We start from the raw sequence: 16,480 nt of genomic DNA, 5'->3' as shown, positions 1-16,480 counted from the left end.
CGCGCTGCGCGAGGTAGACCGGCTGCGCGGGGAACTCGACCGGGCCACCGCCCCGGCCGCCGAACCGATCGCCGTGGTCGGGATGTCCTGCCGGTTCCCCGGCGGCGCGGACACCCCGGACCGGTTCTGGGAACTGCTCGACGAGGGCCGCGACGCGGTCGTCCCGTTCCCCACCGACCGGGGCTGGCCGTCGGACCTGCACGATCCGGACCCGACCGCTCCCGGGCGCAGCTACGTCGACTCCGGCGGGTTCCTGCCCGACGTCGCCGGGTTCGACGCCGGCTTCTTCGGGGTGTCACCCCGGGAGGCCTCGGCGATGGACCCGCAGCAGCGGATGCTGCTGGAGTTGGCGTGGACGGCGGTCGAAGACGCCCGCATCGACCCGGAACGGCTGCGCGCCACCGAGACCGGGGTGTACGTGGGCACGAACGGCCAGGACTACCCGCTGCTGCTCGCCCACGCCGCCGGTGACACCGAGGGTTTCCTGCTCACCGGCAACGCGGCGAGCGTCGCCTCCGGCCGGATCTCGTACGTGCTGGGGCTGACCGGGCCGTCGCTGACCGTGGACACCGCCTGCTCGTCGGCGCTGGTGGCCGTGCACCAGGCCGTCCGCGCGCTGCGCTGCGGCGAGGTGCCCCTGGCCCTGGTCGGGGCGGCGACGGTGATGTCGACACCGGTCGGGTTCACCGAGTTCAGCCGCCAGCGGGGATTGGCCGCCGACGGCCGGTGCAAGGCGTTCTCCGCCGCCGCCGACGGGGTCGGCTGGGGGGAGGGTGGGGCGGTGCTGCTGCTGGAACGGCTCGGTGACGCGCTCGCCCACGGGCGTACCGTGCACGCGGTGCTGCTCGGCAGCGCGGTCAACTCCGACGGGGCGTCCAACGGGTTGACCGCGCCGAACGGCCCCGCCCAGCGGCGGGTGATCGAACGGGCGCTCGCCGACGCCGGGCTCACCCCCGGTGACGTCGACGTCGTGGAGGCGCACGGCACCGGCACCCGGCTCGGCGACCCGATCGAGGCCGAGGCGCTGCTGGCCAGCTACGGCCGGGGTCGGGACCGGCCACTGTGGCTGGGCTCGGTGAAGTCCAACCTGGGCCACACCCAGGCCGCCGCCGGCCTGGCCGGGCTGGTCAAGCTGGTGCTGGCGCTGCGGCACGGGCGGTTGCCGCGTACGCTGCACGCCGCGACCCCGACCACGGCGGTGCGCTGGGACGACTCCCCGGTGCGGCTGCTGACCGCCGCCCAGCCGTGGCCGCGTGGGCCGCGCCCGCGCCGGGCGGCGGTGTCGGCGTTCGGGATCAGCGGCACCAACGCCCACGTCGTCGTCGAGGAACCACCCGCACCGGCCGCCGACGGGCCGGCCGTCACCCCGCTGCCCGCGGTGCCCTGCCTGCTCTCCGCCGCCGACCCGCAGGCCCTGCGGGAGCAGGCCGGCCGGTTGGCGACGCTGGTGCGGGCCGACCCGACGCTCACCCCGGCGGGGCTCGGCCTGGCGTTGGCCACCGGGCGGGCGGCCCTGCGACACCGGGCGTGCGTCACCGCGACCGACCGCGCCGGGCTGCTCGCCGGTCTCGCCGAGCTGGCCGATGCCGGGGTCGGCGCGGGCACGACCTGCGGTGGTGACCTCGCGGTCCTGTTCACCGGGCAGGGCGCGCAGCGGGTCGGGATGGGCCTGGCGCTGGCCGAGCGGTTCCCCGCCTACGCGGAGGCGTTCGCCGAGGTCTGCGGGCACCTCGATCCGCTGCTGGGCCGGCCGCTGGCCGACGCCGTCGCCGACGGCGGCGGACTCGACGACACGGGCACCGCGCAGCCGGCGATCTTCGCGGTGGAGGTCGCCCTGTACCGGCTGCTGGGCGCGTACGGCCTCGCCCCGGCCGCCGTCGCCGGGCACTCCGTCGGTGAGTTGACCGCCGTGCACGTGGCGGGCGCGTTGTCGCTGGACGACGCGGCCACCGTGGTCGCGGCCCGGGGCCGGCTGATGGCCGCGCTGCCGGCGGGCGGGGCGATGCTCGCCGTACGGGCCGACGAGGCGGAGGTGACCCCGCTGCTCGGCGACGACGTCGAGTTGGCCGCCGTCAACGGTCCCCGGGCGGTGGTGCTCTCCGGCACGGTCGACGGGGTGGAGCGGGCGGCCCGGCTGCTGCGGGCCGGTGGTCACCGGTGCCGGCGGCTCGACGTCAGCCACGCCTTCCACTCCCGGCTGATGGAGCCGGCCCTGGCCGGGTTCGCCGAGGTACTGGCGGGGGTACGGTTCACCGCGCCCCGGCTGCCGGTGGTGTCCACCCTGACCGGGGCGGTGCTGACCGTCGAGGACCTGGCCGGGCCGGGGCACTGGCTGGCGCACGCCCGCCGGCCGGTGCGGTTCGCCGACGCCGTACGCGTGCTGGAGCGGCGCGGGGTACGCACCTTCCTGGAGGTGGGGCCGGCCCCGGCGCTGACCGGCACGGTGGTGGACTGCCTGCGTACGCCCACCGACGCGGTGGCGGTCCCGACGTTGCGTCCCGACGTGCCCGATCCGGTGTCGGTGCCGGTGGCGATGGGCGCGTTGCTGGTCCGGGGGCATCTGGACCGGGCGGCGGTGTTCGCCGGCACCCGTGCCGCACCGGTGGCGCTGCCCGGTTACCCGTTCCAGCGGACCCGGTTCTGGCCCGACGCCCGTTTCGGGTCCGCCACCGGGCGCACACCGGCGGTGCCGTCGGCACCCCGGCAGACGGCTGCGGCAGTCGGCCCGGGGGCGCTGCGTGACGTGGTGCTGCGGCACGTGGCGGTGGTGCTCGGCCACGGCGCGGCCCCCGTCGACCCGCACCGGTCGCTGGCCGAGCTGGGCCTGACCTCGCTCAGCGCGGTGGAACTGCGCGACCGGCTGACCCAGGCCACCGGGCTGCCCGTCGGCACCGCCGACCTGCTCACCGCCGTCACCGCCGACGAGCTCGCCGGCACCCTCGCCGGGCGGGCCGACGAAGACCCCGGCGACGGCGCGGTGCGGGCGGCGTTCGCGGCGGCGTGCGCCAGTGGTGACGTACCCGCCGGGTTGGACCTGCTCGCCGCCGCCGCGGACCGGGCGTCGGCCGGCGGCGCCGCCGCCCCCGCGCCGCCGCTGGTGTTCGCCGAGGGCGACGGCCCGCTGCTGGTCTGCCTGCCCAGCATGGTCGCCCCGGCCAGCCCCTACCAGTACGCCCGGCTGCTGGCCTGCCTGGACCGGCCCGCCGTGGTGCTGCCGCTGCCCGGCTACCGGCCGGGGGAGGCGCTGCCGACCACCCGCGCCGAGGTCGTCGACGCCCAGGTCGCGGCGCTGCGGGCGCACCTCGGCGACCGGCCGTACGTGCTGGTCGGCTACTCCTCGGGCGGCTGGCTGGCGCACGCCGTGGCGGCGGCCCTGTACGACCTCGGCACACCGCCCGAGCGGGTGGTGCTGGTCGACGTGCACGTCCCGGGCGGGTCCTGGTATGCCGCGACGATGCCGACCCTGTTCACCCGGCTGGCCGCCGACCGGAGCGTCACCGAACTGGTCACCGACCGGCAGCTGCTGGCCATGGGACGGCACCTGGCGCTGTTCGTTGACTGGCGACCGCAGCCGCTGGCGGTCCCCGTCACCCACCTGCGGGCCGCGGCGGCGCCCGGCGGGCGGGAACCGGGCTGGGCGGCCGACACCGGGTGGCACACCGTGCCGGGCGACCACCTGGGCGTCCTCACCGGCGACGCCCCGACCACGGCCGCCGCGCTGGCCGACTGCCTGCGGCCGGCACCGACGAACACCCCACTGATCCCCTCACCGACAGGGCGGAGCCGATGACCATCGGACAGCAGGAAACCTCGACCCCCCACCCGGCGGACATGCTCACCGAGGAGTTCGCGCAGGACCCGTACCCGGGGTTCGCCCGGCTGCGTGACGGCGGCACGGTGGACCGGTTCCGGCTCAAGACGTTCTCCACCGCCGTGTACGCCTGGCTGGTCACCCGGCACGCCGACGCGCGCCGGCTGCTGGCCGACCCGAGGCTGTCCAAGGACGCCGGGCGTATCGCCTCGGTGATCCGCGCCCAGGCCGTCGACCCGGACGAGCACGTCACCGACAACCCGCCGAGCATGCTGTTCAGTGATCCGCCCGACCACACCCGGCTGCGCCGGATCGTCGGCGGCGCGTTCACCACCCGGCGGGTGCAGAGCCTGACCCCGGTGATCGAACGGTTCACCGACGCCGCGTTGGACCGGATCGTCGCGGGGGAGACGGTCGACTTCGTGACCGACGTCGCGCTGCCCGTGCCGATGGCGGTGATCGGCTCGCTGCTAGGCATCCCCGAGGAGGCGTTCGACGACTTCCGCCGGTGGAGCGCGGAACTCGGCAGCGTCGGCACCTCGCTTTCCGACAAGCAGCAGGTGATCGCCGACGCCTACGGCTACGTGCGGGACCTGATCGCGGTCAAGCGCACCGCGCCGGCCGACGACCTGATCAGCGCGCTCATCGCCGCCGACGACGAGGGCGGCCGGCTGGCCACCGACGAGTTGCTGTCCACCGTGTTCCTGATGATGAACGCCGGCTACGAGACGACCGCGGCGATGCTCAGCAGCGCTGTGCTGCTGCTGCACCGGCGGCCGGAGCTGCGTGCGGAGCTGGCCGCCGACCCGGGGCGGGTGCCCGCGTTCGTGGAGGAGGTGCTGCGCTACGAGAGCCCGTTGAACCTGAGCACGATCCGGTTCACCGAGCAGGAGGTGACCGTCGGCGACACGGTCATCCCGGCCGGGGAGATCGTGTTCATCTCGCTGTGCGCGGCCAACCGCGACGCCGACCGGTTCCCCGATCCCGACGCGGTCCGCCTCGACCGCGACGGCCATCTGGCGTTCGGGCACGGCATCCACCACTGCCTGGGCGCACCGCTGGCCCGGCTGGAGGGCCGGGTGGTGTTGCAGCGGCTGCTGGCCCGCCACCCGCACTGGCGGCTGGCCGTCGCCGACGACGAGGTCGCCTGGCGGCACAGCCTCCAGTTCCGCGCCATCGAGTCGCTGCCGGTGCGCTTCGACTGAACCCCACCATCCATCCGAGCAGAGGGGACCCCATGACCGACACCAGCCCGGTGGCGGCGTTCTTCGCCGCCTGTGACGCCGACGACCTGGACGCCGCCGCCGACTGCTTCGCCCCCGACGGGGTGTGGATCGTCGCCGCCGGCCCCGAACCGGGCCATACCTACCACCGCAAGGAGATACCCGGGTTCCTGGCCGAGATCATCGGTAAGCGCGACGAACTCGACGCCGCCGGCGCCCGGATGGTGTACGGCGAGCGCGTCGTCGTGGCGGACCGGGAGTTCCTGGAGTTCCGCTGCGAGTCCGCGACCGGCGAGGTGCTCGAACGAGGCGTGGACGTGTTCACGCTGCGCGACGGCAAGATCCTGGTCAAGGACGTCTTCCGCAAGGCCTGACCCCCCACCACGGAAAGAGGCGACCATGTACGACAACCTCCACGAGATCCTCACCTCGTTCGGCGCGGACATCGACTTCGAGGACCCGAAGCTCGGACAGAGCGGGTGGTACAAGGCGGACCTGGTGGTCCCGGACGAGGGTCGGGTGGGCACCGTCGACGGCGGGTACCGGCTGGTCATGCACCGTGGGTCCGACGGGATGCCGATGGTGCACCTGGCGGAGACGCTGTCGTTCCCGCAGGGGGACGTGCACGTGCAGGCGTGGGCGGAGTTCCCCAACCTGAGCAACGGCAACTGGTTGTACTGCCCGGCGGTGGGGATCAGCGGGGAGCTGACCGGCCGGCAGGGGTTCCGCCAGTGGCGTCCGTTGGAGCTGGGCAAGCTCGCCGAAGCCAAGGTGATCTTCTATCCCAGCCCGACCCAGTGACGCCCGCCCGCCGCCGTCAGCCCTTCAACGGGTACGGGATGAAGGTGCTGCGGTTCTCGTCGAGATCGAGCCGGCCGCTGATCGGCGCGGCGGCCCGCTGCGGGCAGGTCATCCGCTCGCAGGTCTTGCACCCCGGGCCGATCGACGTGACGGCGTCGGCCGCGTACAGGTCGATGCCCCGGGAGTAGACCAGCCGGTCGGCGTGCCGGATCTCGCAGCCGAGCCCGATCGCGTAGACCTTGCCGGGCTGGTTGTAACCGCCGTGGTGCCGGGTGATGGTGCGGGCGATCCACAGGTAGCGCTGCCCGTCGGGCATCGCCGCCACCTGCACCACCACCCGGCCGGGCGCACCGAACGCCTCGTAGACGTTCCACAGTGGGCAGGTGCCGCCGGTGAGCGAGAACGGGAAGCCGGTGGCGGACTGGCGTTTGGACAGGTTGCCGGCCCGGTCGACCCGGACGAACGAGAACGGCACCCCGCGCGCCCGGGGCCGTTGCAGGGTGCTGAGCCGGTGGCAGATGGTCTCCCAGCCCATGGTGAAGTGCTGGGCGAGCAGCTCGATGTCGTAGCGGTGCTGTTCGGCCGCCGCCAGGAACGGCCCGTACGGCAGGATCAGCGCGGCGGCGAAGTAGTTGGCCAGGCCGACCCGGGTGAGGATCTGGGTCTGCGGGTCGTCGAACCGTTCCTCCTCCACGATCTCGTCGATCACGTCGGCGTACTCCAGCAGGGCGATCTGCGCGGCCATCCGCATCGCCTCCTGCCCGGCGCGCAGCGACGTCGACAGGTGCAGGGTGCGGGTCTGCGGCCGGTAGCGGTGCAGCTCGTCGCCGAGCAGGCTGGCGTCGTCGTGGCGGACCTGCACGCCGTGCCGTTGGGCGAGCCGGTCCTGCAACCCGGCCCGGACCTCGCCACGACGCAGGTCGATGGTGGCGGCCAGCCGCTCCGCCGCCTCGTCCAGATCCGGCACGTAGTTCTGCCGCCGGTAGAAGAACTCGGTCACCCGGTCGTGCGGGCTGCGCCCGACCGTCTCCCGGTCGCCCAGCAGCTCGGCGAGCTGCTCGTCGGCCTGCCGGTAGCGGCGGTGCAGGTCGAGGACGGCCTCGGCGACCTCGGGCAGCCGGGTGGCGAGTTCGGTGAGGTCGGCGACGCCCGGCCGGCCGGGCAGCGCCTCGCGCAGCCCGGCGACCAGCCGGGGGGTGTCCCGGGGCGCGAACACGGTCGGGTCGACGCCGAACACCTCGGTGATGCGCATCAGCACCGGCACGGTCAGCGGCCGGGTGTCGTGCTCGATCTGGTTGAGGTAACTGGGGGAGATGTTGAGCAGCCGGGCCAGCCGGGACTGGCTCAACGCCCGGTCCTCGCGCATCCGGCGCAGTCGGGCACCCGCGAAGGTCTTGCTCACCACGCTCACCTCCCTGCTGCTCTTTCAGCAGCCCAGCACCCCTTGGCAGAGTGCGAATATACCTGTTCGCAACTTCGCAGAACCGGGGGTGAACTTCTCAGAACTTGGCTTCTTCCGTCCCTCGACCACGTCCCGGACACCGTGTGACCGTGGGTGACACGCCGGCCGGGCGACGCGTTCGCACCGCCGGACGGCACGACGGCCGGTGCCGGCGTCACGACATCCGAGGAGACGAGATCATGCAGAACGACGTGGAGCGGTTGCGTACCGAGTGGGAGACCGACCCCCGCTGGCAGGGGGTGCGCCGCAGCTACCGCGCCGAGGACGTGGTCCGCCTGCGGGGGGCCGTCCAGGAGGAGCACACCCTGGCCCGACGCGGGGCGGAGCGGCTGTGGGAGCTGCTGCACACCGAGGACTACATCCACGCCCTGGGCGCGCTCACCGGCAACCAGGCCGTGCAGATGGTCCGGGCCGGGCTCAAGGCCATCTACCTCTCCGGCTGGCAGGTGGCCGCCGATGCCAACCTCGCCGGGCACACCTACCCCGACCAGAGCCTCTACCCCGCCAACTCGGTGCCCGCCGTGGTGCGCCGGATCAACAACGCGCTGCTGCGCGCCGGCCAGATCACCACCGCCGAGGGCGACGACGGCGGCGTCGACTGGCTCGCGCCGATCGTCGCCGACGCCGAGGCCGGCTTCGGTGGCCCGCTCAACGCCTACGAGCTGATGACCGCCATGATCGGGGCCGGCGCGGCGGGCGTGCACTGGGAGGACCAGCTCGCCGCCGAGAAGAAGTGCGGCCACCTGGGCGGCAAGGTGCTCGTCCCGACCGGCCAGCACGTCCGTACCCTGGAGGCGGCGCGGCTCGCGGCCGACGTGGCCGGGGTGCCGTCGGTGGTGATCGCCCGCACCGACGCGCAGGCCGCCACCCTGCTCACCACCGACGTCGACGAGCGGGACCGGCCCTTCGTCACCGGCGAGCGCACCGCCGAGGGGTTCTACCGGGTGCGCAACGGCATCGAGCCGTGCATCGCCCGGGGGCTGGCCTACGCCCCGCACGCCGACCTGTTGTGGATGGAGACCTCCACCCCCGACCTGGAGGTGGCCCGCCGCTTCGCCGAGGCGGTCAAGGCCGAGTACCCGGACCAGCTCCTCGCCTACAACTGCTCGCCGTCGTTCAACTGGCGCAAGCACCTCGACGACTCGACCATCGCGAAGTTCCAGCGCGAACTCGGGCACCTGGGCTACCGGTTCCAGTTCATCACCCTGGCCGGCTTCCACGCCCTCAACTACTCGATGTTCGACCTGGCCCGGGGCTACGCCGCCGACGGCATGTCCGCCTACGTGGCGTTGCAGGAACGCGAGTTCGCCGCCGAGGCATCCGGCTACACCGCCGTCAAGCACCAGCGTGAGGTCGGCACCGGCTACTTCGACCTGATCAGCACCGTGCTCAACCCGGCCGCCGAGACCACCGCCCTGCGCGGCTCCACCGAAGAGGAGCAGTTCGCATGAGGTACGAGATCATCGGAGGGCTGGCCGACCGGTTCGACGAGGTCCTCACCCCCGGGGCGCTGGAGTTCCTGGTGGCGCTGGACAGTGAGTTCGCCGCCCGCCGGGTGGCCCTGCTGGACACCCGCCGGGCCCGCCGCGACCGCTACGCCACCGGCCAGTTCCCCGACTTCCTGCCGGAGACCGCCGCGATCCGGGCCGACCCCGACTGGCGGGTGGCCCCGCCCGCACCCGGCCTGCTCGACCGGCGGGTCGAGATCACCGGACCGACCGACCGCAAGATGACAGTCAACGCGCTCAACTCCGGGGCCCGGGTGTGGCTCGCCGACTTCGAGGACGCCACCGCCCCGACCTGGCACAACGTCATCTCCGGCCAGCTCAACCTGATCGACGCCCTGGACCGGCGCATCGACTTCACCGACCCGCGCGGCAAGCGGTACGCCCTCGGCGCTGACCTGGCCACCATCGTCGTGCGGCCGCGCGGCTGGCACCTGGTGGAGAAGGGCATCGTGGTGGACGGCCGGCCCATCTCGGCCAGCCTGGTCGACTTCGGGCTCTACCTGTTCCACTGTGCGCAGCGGCAGCTCGACGCGGGCGCCGGACCGTACTTCTACCTGCCGAAGCTGGAGGGTCACCGGGAGGCGCGGCTGTGGAACGACGTCTTCGTCTTCGCCCAGCAGCGCCTCGGCCTGCCCCGGGGCACCATCCGGGCCACCACGCTGATCGAGACGATCACGGCCGCCTTCGAGATGGAGGAGATCCTCTACGAGCTGCGGGAACACTCGGCGGGGTTGAACGCCGGCCGGTGGGACTACATCTTCAGCGTGATCAAGAACTTCGGGCAGTGGCCGGACTTCGTCCTGCCGGACCGGTCCGAGGTCACCATGACGGTGCCGTTCATGCGCGCGTACACCGAGCTGCTGGTGGCGACCTGCCACCGGCGCGGGGCGCACGCGATCGGCGGGATGGCCGCGTTCATTCCGAGTCGGGACCCGCAGGTCAACGAGGTGGCCCTCGACCGGGTCCGGGCGGACAAACGGCGGGAGGCCGGCGACGGGTTCGACGGCTCCTGGGTGGCCCACCCGGGCCTGGTCGAGACCTGCCGTCGGGAGTTCGACGCGGTGCTGGGTGACCGCCCGCACCAGCTCGACCGGCTGCGCGACGACGTGGCCGTGACCCCCGCCGACCTGCTCGCCGTCGACAAGACCCCGGGCCAGGTCACCACCGCCGGGGTGCGGGCCAACATCGCCGTCGCCGTGCGTTACGTCGACGCGTGGCTCGGCGGCACCGGCGCGGTGGCACTGGGCAACCTGATGGAGGACGCGGCCACCGCCGAGATCGCCCGCTGCCAGGTCTGGCAGTGGCTGCACCACGGCACCCCGCTGGCCGACGGCGGCTGCGTGACCGAGGAGCTGGTCCGGTCGATCCTCGCGGCGGAGCTGGCCGCCCTGGTCGACGGGCGGGTGGGCGCCAACCGGGACCGCGCCGAACGGGCCGCCCGGATCGTCGAGGACACCGCTCTCGGCGAGGACCTGCCGGCGTTCTTCACCACCGGCGCGTACGCCCGGCACTTCGGTCCGACCCGGCGGCCCGTGCCGGTGGGCTGACCCGCCACCGCGCGGCCGGGAGGGGCCTGGCCCCTCCCGGCCGGTGCCGGCCCGGCGGCGCTGACCCGCCGCCCGGTGGGGCGGGGGCCGGAACGTCGGGGCCCGGTGGGGCGGCGGCCGGAGTGTCGGGGCCCGGCCCGGCGGGCGGAATCCGGTGGGGCAGCAGGCGGTGCCGCCCACATGGGATCGTGGGCCGGGTATCCATCCCGGTCACGATCCCAGGAGGTTGGCGGATGAATCCGGTCGGGGCCGACGCGGTGCCCGAGGGGACGGTGGGCTGGGCCGGCGGCACCTTCGCCAATCCGGTGCTGGCCGGGTTCCACCCCGATCCGAGCGTCTGCCGGGTCGGCGACGACTACTACCTGGCGTGTTCGAGCTTCGAGTACTTCCCCGGGGTGCCGCTGTTCCACAGCCGGGACCTGGTGCACTGGGAGCAGATCGGCAACGTGCTGGACCGGCCGGGCCAGCTCACCCTGCCGGTGACGATGCCGTCGTCGGCCGGGGTGTACGCGCCGACCCTGCGCCACCACGACGGCCGGTTCTGGCTGATCGTCACGAACTGCGCCGACGGTGGCGGCACGCTGATCTGCACCGCCACCGACCCGGCCGGTCCGTGGTCGGACCCGGTCCGCGCCCTCGGAGTGGACGGCATCGACCCCGACCTGGCCTGGGACGACGACGGCACCTGCTGGTGCACCTACGCCGGGATCGCGCAGGTGCGTCTCGACCCGGAGACGGGCCACACCGTCGGCCCGCCCCGGCGGCTGTGGTCCGGTGCGCCGGGCGCGCAGGCCCCGGAGGCGCCGCATCTCTACCGGATCGGTGACCACTGGTACCTGCTGATCGCCGAGGGCGGCACCGAGCGCGGGCACGCCGTCTCGATCGCCCGCGCGGGCACGCCCGACGGCCCGTTCGAGCCGGGCCCGGCCAACCCGATCCTCACCCACCGGGGCACCCACCGGCCGATCCAGAACACCGGCCACGCCGACCTGGTCGAGGGGCCCGACGGGTCGTGGTGGCTGGTGCTGCTCGGCGTCCGCCCCGGCGGCGGCACCCCCGGCTGGCACGTGCTCGGGCGGGAGACGTTCCTGGCCCCGGTGACCTGGGTGGACGGCTGGCCTGTGGTCGGTGCGGTCACGCCGGAGATGGCCGCGCCGCCGTGGGCCGCGTACCCCGTCGCGCCGCCACCGGTGCGCGACGACTTCGACGCCGACCGGCTGCATCCCCGGTGGGTCTCGGTGCGGTCCCGGCCGGCCGACGTGTGGTCGTTGACCGAACGCCCCGGCTGGCTCACGCTGCGGGCCCGGGGCGCGTCGCCGGACGCACCGGACGTCACGTTCGTCGGCCGCCGCCAGCAGCACCCGTCGTGCCAGGTCCGCACCCTGCTCGACCCGGCCGACGGGCACGGCGGTCTGGTGGTACGCCTCGACGAGCGGCACCACTACGACATCGAGGCGGGCGGCGGTGAGGTACGGGTCGTGGCGCGGATCGGGTCGGTGCGGTCGACGCTCGCCACCCGCCCGGTCGGGGCCGGCCCGGTCCGGCTGCGGATCGAGGTGCTCGCCCCGTCGCCCGGCGACTGGCACCCCGCCAAGGAACCCGACCTGCTCCGGCTCGGCGTCGAGCAGCCAAACGGGGCCTTCGAGGTGCTGGCCGAACTCGACGGCCGGTACCTGTCCACCGAGGTCGCCGGCGGCTTCACCGGGCGGGTGATCGGCATGTACGCCGCCCGGGGCACCGTCGCCTTCGACTGGTTCGACTACGAGCCGCGCTAGCCACCCACGTCCGGCGTGCACCGGTGCCGGGCCGACCGGGTTATCCTGGTCCCGTCGACCAGGACAGGGAGCAGATCGTGGCAGGTGACGACGACATCTCCGGGTGAACACCCGGTCGCGGTGACCGACGGCGGATGACCGCCCCGTCGCGTCGCCCCTGTCGTCCTGCCCTGTTCACCCCGGGCAGCGCCCGCGCGCCCGGACCACCTGCCTCCGAGGTTCACCATGTCCGACAGTTTCGTCGTCTGCTCCCACCTGTCCTTCTCCTGGCCGGACGACACCCCGGTCGTCGAGGACCTGTCGTTCTCCCTGCCCGGCGGCCGTACCGGCCTGGTCGCGGCGAACGGCGCAGGCAAGTCCACCCTGCTGCGGCTCATCGCCGGCGAACTGCGTCCCACCGCGGGTAGCGTCACCGTCGAGGGGGTGCTGGGCCACCTGCCGCAGCACCTGCCCTTCGCGACGCGACAGACCGTCGCCGAGGTGCTCGGGGTCGACCGCGTCGTCGCCGCGCTGCACGCCATCGAGGCCGGTGACGCCACCGAGGAGCACTTCGCCACCGTCGGCGACGACTGGGACGTCGAGGACCGCACCCGCGTGGCCCTCGACCGGCTCGGCCTGACCGGGGTGACGCTGGACCGCCGGCTCGGCACCCTCAGCGGTGGCCAGGTGGTCTCCCTCGGCCTCGCCGCCGAGCTGCTCAGACGCCCCGACGTGCTGCTGCTCGACGAGCCCACCAACAACCTCGACCGGCCGGCGCGGGCCCGGTTGCTCGCCGTGCTGCGGTCCTGGCCGGGCGCGCTGCTCGTGGTCAGCCACGATCGGGCGCTGCTGGACGAGATGGACCGCATCGCCGCCCTCGACCACGGCGACATCCGCTGGTACGGCGGCAGTTTCACCGCCTACGAGCAGACGGTACGGGCCGAGCGGGAGGTCGCCGAGCGGCAGGTGCGCCAGGCCGAGCAGGACGTGAAGCGGCAGAAACGGGAACTCCAGCAGGCCCGGGAGCGGGCGGCCCGCCGGGCGTCGACCGCCGCCCGGAACCTGTCCGACGCGGGGCTGCCCCGGATCGTCGCCGGCAACCTCAAGCGCGACGCCCAGGTGTCGGCGGGCCGGGCCGACGACGTGCACACCGCCCGGGTCGCCGACGCCCAGAACCGGCTGGACCAGGCGGGCGGGGCGGCCCGCCGCGACGACCAGCTCGTCCTGGACCTGCCCGACACCACGGTGCCCGCCGGGCGCACGGTCTTCGCCGGCCACGCGATGCGGGTCGGCTACGCGGGTCGGCCGGTCTTCGCCGGTGACGGGGTCGACCTGACTGTCCGGGGGCCCGAACGGATCGCCCTGACCGGGCCCAACGGTGCGGGCAAGTCGACGCTGCTGCGGCTGGTCGGTGGTCGGCAGGAGCCGGACGCGGGCACCGTCGCGCGGGCGTCGGGGCGGGTGGCGTACCTGTCGCAGCGCCTCGACCTGCTCGACCCGGCCCGTACGGTCGCGGAGAACCTCGCCGGGTTCGCGCCGTCGAGGACCGAGGCGGAGCGGATGAACCTGCTGGCCCGGTTCCTGTTCCGGGGTGCCCGTGTCCACCTGCCGGCCGGCGTGCTCTCCGGCGGTGAGCTGCTCCGCGCCACCCTGGCCTGCCTGCTGTCCGCCGAGCCGGCACCGCACCTGCTGCTGCTCGACGAGCCCACCAACAACCTGGACCTGGTCAGCGTGGCGCAGTTGGAGAGCGCGCTGCTGGCGTACCGGGGGGCGTTCGTGGTGGTCAGTCACGACGACCGGTTCCTGGCCGGGATCGCCGTGGACCGGTGGCTCCGGCTGGCCGACGGCCGGCTCACCGAGACCGGGCCGCCGCGCTGACCCGGCCCGGAGGCCCGAGGCAGGGGGGCCGTCGCGACAGGGCAAAAATAGACGTTCGTCCATGGTAAAAAGAGGGCGCACTGCTACTGCTACGGGGAGGTAACCGTGCGTCACCTTGTCATGCGAACAGTTCGCCGTCGTCCGGCCCGGTGGTCGTTGGCCGTTCCGGTGGTGGCCGCCTGCGTGGCGGCGACCCTGGCCGGCCCGCCGGCGGCCCAGGCCGGGCCGGGCTGTCCGGCGGGAGCGATCATGAACGTGGTCGCCCACCAGGACGACGACCTGCTCTTCCTCAGCCCGGACCTGCTGCACGACGTGCAGGCCAACCGCTGTGTCCGGACGGTCTTCGTCACGGCGGGCGACGCCGGCCGGGACAGCACCTACTGGGGCGGCCGGGAGACCGGGGCCAAGACGGCCTACGCCCAGATGACCGGGGTCGCCAACACCTGGACCCAGGCGGACGCCGGCATCAGCGGGCATCCGATCCCGGTCTTCACGCTCACCGGCAAGCCCACCGTGTCGCTGGCCTTCCTGCGGCTGCCGGACGGCTACCCCGGCGGCACGGGGCATCCGAACACCGGCTCGCAGAGCCTGCAGAAGCTCTGGCTCAACGACATCTCCACGATCACGTCGCTGGGTGCCGGCGCGTCCAGCTACACCCGCTCCGGCCTGATCAGCGCCCTGGCCGGGCTGATGACCGCCTACCAGCCGACCGCCGTCAACACCCAGGACCACGCGGGCGGGTTCGGCGACGGTGACCACAGCGACCACCACGGCGCGGCCTACTTCGCCCAGGCCGCCGAGCAGGCGTACGTCGGTTCGCCCACGTTCACCGGCTACCACGACTACAAGATCAAGAACTATCCGGCGAACCTGGGGTCGACCGACGTCGCCGGCAAGTCCGCCGCCTTCTTCGCCTACGGCCAGTACGACGACGGGGCCTGCACCAGCCTGCCCACCTGCGCCGGCTACGACTACCCGGCCTTCCTCCAGCGGCAGTACAAGGTCCTCGGCCCCAACCTGGCCCGGACGGCCACCGTCACCGCGACCAGCCAGGACACCAGCAGCGGGCAGACGGCGGCCAAGGCCGTCGACGGGGTGATCGCCGGCTGGCCCGACGACCAGACCCGGGAGTGGGCGACCGTCTACGGCGGGGTCGGCACCCAGCTCACCCTGAGCTGGCCGGGCCCGCGCACCGTCCGCCGGGTCGTCCTCTACGACCGACCCAACCCCAACGACCAGATCACCGGCGGCACCCTGCTGTTCAGCGACGGCACCTCCACGGCCGTCGGCGCCCTGGACAACGGCGGCGGCCCGACGGAGGTCATCCTCCCGGCGGCGAAGACGGTGACCAGCGTCAAGCTCACCGTCACCGGGGTCGGCGGCGGCACCGTCAACGTCGGCCTCGCCGAGATCGAGGTGTTCGGCAACGCCGGCCCGTGAACGGCGACCCGGTCCGGTGGGGTCGGACACCCCACCGGACCGGGCCACCGTACGGCGCGTCAGAAGTCGTCGTCGAAGGTGACGCTGCCGCTGACCCCCACCTGGTACGCCGACACCCGTCGCTCGAAGAAGTTCGACAGCTCCTGCACGTCCTGCAGGTCCATGAACGCGAACGGGTTCTGCGCGCCGTAGCGCGGCGCGATGCCGAGCTGGGTGAGCCGCCGGTCGGCGACATGCTCCAGATAGGCCCGCATGTCCGCGAGCGACAGCCCCGACACGCCCTGGTCGAGCAGGTCCTCGGCGAACTGCACCTCACACTCGACGGCCTCGGCGAGCATCTCGGTGACCTGCCGTTCCAGGTCGGCGTCGAACAGGTCCGGCTCCTCCCGCCGGGCGGTCTCCACCACGTCGAAGGCGAACGCCATGTGCATCGACTCGTCGCGGAACACCCAGTTGGTGCCCGACGCCAACCCGTTGAGCAGACCCCGGGACCGCAGGAAGTAGACGTAGGCGAACGCGCCGTAGAAGAACAGCCCCTCGATGCAGGCGGCGAAGCAGATCAGGTTGAGCAGGAACGCCCGCCGGTCCGCCCGGGTACGCAGCTCCCGCAGCTCGAAGACCGAGTCGATCCAGCGGAAGCAGAACTCGGCCTTGCGCCGGATCGACGGGATGTTCTCGATCGCGGCGAACGCGGCGAACCGCTCCTGCTCGTCGGGGACGTATGTGTCGAGCAGGTTCAGGTAGAACTGCACGTGCACGGCTTCCTCGAACAGCTGCCGGGACAGGTAGAGCCGGCCTTCGGGAGAGTTGACGTGCTGGTAGAGGTTGAGCACCAGGTTGTTGGCGACGATCGTGTCACCGGTGGCGAAGAACGCCACCAACCGGGACACCAGGTGCCGCTCGGCCGGGGACAGCCGCTCCAGGTCGGCCAGGTCGGAGTGCAGGTCGACCTCCTCCACCGTCCAGGTGTTACGGATGGCGTCTTTGAACCGGTCGAAGAAGTGCGGGTAGCGCATCGGCCGCAGGGTGAGGTCCATGCCGGGGTCGAGCAGCAGC

At 73.5% G+C, this 16,480-nt stretch carries 10 protein-coding genes and 1 pseudogene; 9 read left to right on the top strand and 2 right to left on the bottom strand.

Going from position 1 to position 16,480, the window contains the following annotated elements; translation table 11 throughout:
• Positions 1 to 49 precede the first annotated feature (49 nt).
• The 4 genes and pseudogenes from ACQP2H_RS19480 to ACQP2H_RS19465 form a co-directional block, all read left to right on the top strand.
• Positions 50 to 3,790 (top strand): annotated as a pseudogene (locus tag ACQP2H_RS19480) (type I polyketide synthase); the annotation flags it as partial.
• The gene (locus tag ACQP2H_RS19475; protein ID WP_219463249.1) at positions 3,787 to 5,016 is read left to right on the top strand and encodes a cytochrome P450 family protein; all 1,230 of its coding nucleotides are present in this window, start codon (positions 3,787 to 3,789) and stop codon (positions 5,014 to 5,016) included. The pseudogene ACQP2H_RS19480 and the gene ACQP2H_RS19475, both read left to right, overlap by 4 nt.
• Before the next feature lie 32 nt (positions 5,017 to 5,048).
• A complete protein-coding gene (locus ACQP2H_RS19470; RefSeq protein ID WP_219463246.1) occupies positions 5,049 to 5,408 on the top strand; it encodes a nuclear transport factor 2 family protein in 360 nt (119 codons plus the stop codon).
• A gap of 25 nt (positions 5,409 to 5,433) precedes the next feature.
• Complete coding sequence (locus ACQP2H_RS19465) at positions 5,434 to 5,835, top strand: allene oxide cyclase barrel-like domain-containing protein (protein ID WP_357534060.1); 402 nt, start codon at positions 5,434 to 5,436, stop codon at positions 5,833 to 5,835.
• A 16-nt stretch (positions 5,836 to 5,851) separates the two neighbouring features.
• Here ACQP2H_RS19465 and ACQP2H_RS19460 read toward each other — a convergent pair whose 3' ends face one another.
• On the bottom strand, positions 5,852 to 7,237 hold the full coding sequence (locus ACQP2H_RS19460; protein ID WP_308290816.1) for a short-chain fatty acyl-CoA regulator family protein: 1,386 nt from the start codon (positions 7,235 to 7,237) through the stop codon (positions 5,852 to 5,854).
• A 239-nt stretch (positions 7,238 to 7,476) separates the two neighbouring features.
• Between ACQP2H_RS19460 and aceA the strand changes: the two genes are divergently transcribed.
• The 5 genes from aceA to ACQP2H_RS19435 all read left to right on the top strand — a co-directional run bounded on the left by aceA (position 7,477) and on the right by ACQP2H_RS19435 (position 15,424).
• Positions 7,477 to 8,748 (top strand): isocitrate lyase, encoded by a 1,272-nt coding sequence (gene aceA, locus ACQP2H_RS19455; RefSeq protein WP_363820828.1) that lies wholly within the window; start codon positions 7,477 to 7,479, stop codon positions 8,746 to 8,748.
• Complete coding sequence (aceB, locus tag ACQP2H_RS19450; protein ID WP_357534064.1) at positions 8,745 to 10,352, top strand: malate synthase A; 1,608 nt, start codon at positions 8,745 to 8,747, stop codon at positions 10,350 to 10,352. Before aceA ends, aceB begins: the two co-directional genes overlap by 4 nt.
• A 233-nt stretch (positions 10,353 to 10,585) precedes the next feature.
• Entirely contained in the window at positions 10,586 to 12,127 is a 1,542-nt protein-coding gene (locus ACQP2H_RS19445) for a glycoside hydrolase family 43 protein (RefSeq protein ID WP_357534066.1), read from the top strand.
• Positions 12,128 to 12,352: 225 nt separating this feature from the next.
• The gene (locus ACQP2H_RS19440) at positions 12,353 to 13,984 is read left to right on the top strand and encodes an ABC-F family ATP-binding cassette domain-containing protein (RefSeq protein WP_433228381.1); all 1,632 of its coding nucleotides are present in this window, start codon (positions 12,353 to 12,355) and stop codon (positions 13,982 to 13,984) included.
• Positions 13,985 to 14,089: 105 nt separating this feature from the next.
• Complete coding sequence (locus tag ACQP2H_RS19435) at positions 14,090 to 15,424, top strand: PIG-L family deacetylase (protein ID WP_433228379.1); 1,335 nt, start codon at positions 14,090 to 14,092, stop codon at positions 15,422 to 15,424.
• A 59-nt stretch (positions 15,425 to 15,483) separates the two neighbouring features.
• Here the strand turns inward: ACQP2H_RS19435 and ACQP2H_RS19430 are convergent, their stop codons facing one another.
• Positions 15,484 to 16,461, bottom strand: coding sequence for a ribonucleotide-diphosphate reductase subunit beta (locus ACQP2H_RS19430; protein WP_357534462.1), 978 nt, complete (start codon positions 16,459 to 16,461; stop codon positions 15,484 to 15,486).
• Positions 16,462 to 16,480 lie beyond the last annotated feature (19 nt).

The organism is Micromonospora sp. CA-248260, from assembly GCF_050942205.1.
Classification (GTDB): domain Bacteria; phylum Actinomycetota; class Actinomycetes; order Mycobacteriales; family Micromonosporaceae; genus Micromonospora; species Micromonospora antibiotica.
This window is presented reverse-complemented; position numbering and strand designations above follow the sequence as displayed.